The sequence below is a fragment of the Lactiplantibacillus sp. 7.2.4 genome (assembly GCF_018991185.1).
GTDB lineage: Bacteria > Bacillota > Bacilli > Lactobacillales > Lactobacillaceae > Lactiplantibacillus > Lactiplantibacillus pentosus.
The window spans coordinates 1-1,087 of record NZ_JAGYGS010000141.1 but is presented as its reverse complement, the minus strand read 5'-3'; the positions used below and the strand labels follow the sequence as shown (position 1 = coordinate 1,087).

At 32.6% G+C, this 1,087-nt stretch carries 1 pseudogene; it reads left to right on the top strand.

Annotation, left to right across the window (positions count from 1 at the left end):
* Positions 1 to 930: pseudogene (locus KGF70_RS16900) on the top strand (peptidoglycan-binding protein); the annotation flags it as partial.
* Between the last annotated feature and the right edge of the window lie 157 nt (positions 931 to 1,087).

Here is a 1,087-nt window from a genome sequence, read left to right as displayed (position 1 = left end):
ATGCCTAAAAATTGGAGTTTCGATCAATTTAATGAGTTTACAGGTGCTTCTACTGGCATTGATATGGATCAAGTTGCAATATCAGGAAAAGATTATGGGTTTTCTAAGGTTAACAAGATAAACAAAAATCCAAACTCTGCCTTTTTTAATCAATTACAGAAGGTAGAGGAAGAAGCAAACAATTATATTCACAGTACAAACATTAAAACTTCAGTAGCACAATTAATTGCACAATTTTATAGACAGTATTCTTATTCATCGGCAAGCTGGATCCCTGTAGCCGGAGGGTTGAATAGTGGATGGTTAGCAATGATCAATTCATCATTGAATATTTCTAGCGAAAAAGATTTTAAAGCCCTTCATGACAATTCAACCGGCATTGAAATTGGTTTACCTCATATGATGGCTTCTCTAAATTCGCTTTTATTTTGGGGTGAACCACAATCAGCTTCAGGAATCCAAGACCTGGGAGGTTGGTGTGGAGATCTTTTAACAAGTATTGAAGATGCACATGTTAACCAAAAAAACTATAATTCTTTTTATGAAGCCGCTGTTGCCTATGTAGGAAAGAAAGGTCAGTTTGGACGCGAAGATTTATTAGATGATTTAGATGCACTTAATATTTATAGTACAATTAAAACCCAAACAAATCTGACTGTTTCTAAAATTATTGAAAATTACTATACTGGTAATGAAAGTTCCGTTCGCTTTAATTCCTATTTAGGGAACCGTTTTGATGACAATTTAACAACTTTAGAAAACGACACTTATATTCTTTTAACTGGAGGCAAAGGATCTTGGGGAGTTGCTTATAAGAAAGCTTTAGATGCTTTTAAAAAATTCAAAATGTCAAAATATTCTTCCTATACTGACAGTGAAGCTAAAGATACTGCTAAAGCCTTTCACTTGTTAATTGAACAAAATGCATAAATGCAAATAAAATGGTAGGCTATAATTTATATAGTCTACTATTTTATTTACTAATACGTTTGAAATTTGATAAAAATTACAAAGGAGGGACAAAGATGACTTTGCCTATCTTATTTTCTTGGCCTATGACATTTTTTGCATTCATACTGCTAACTAT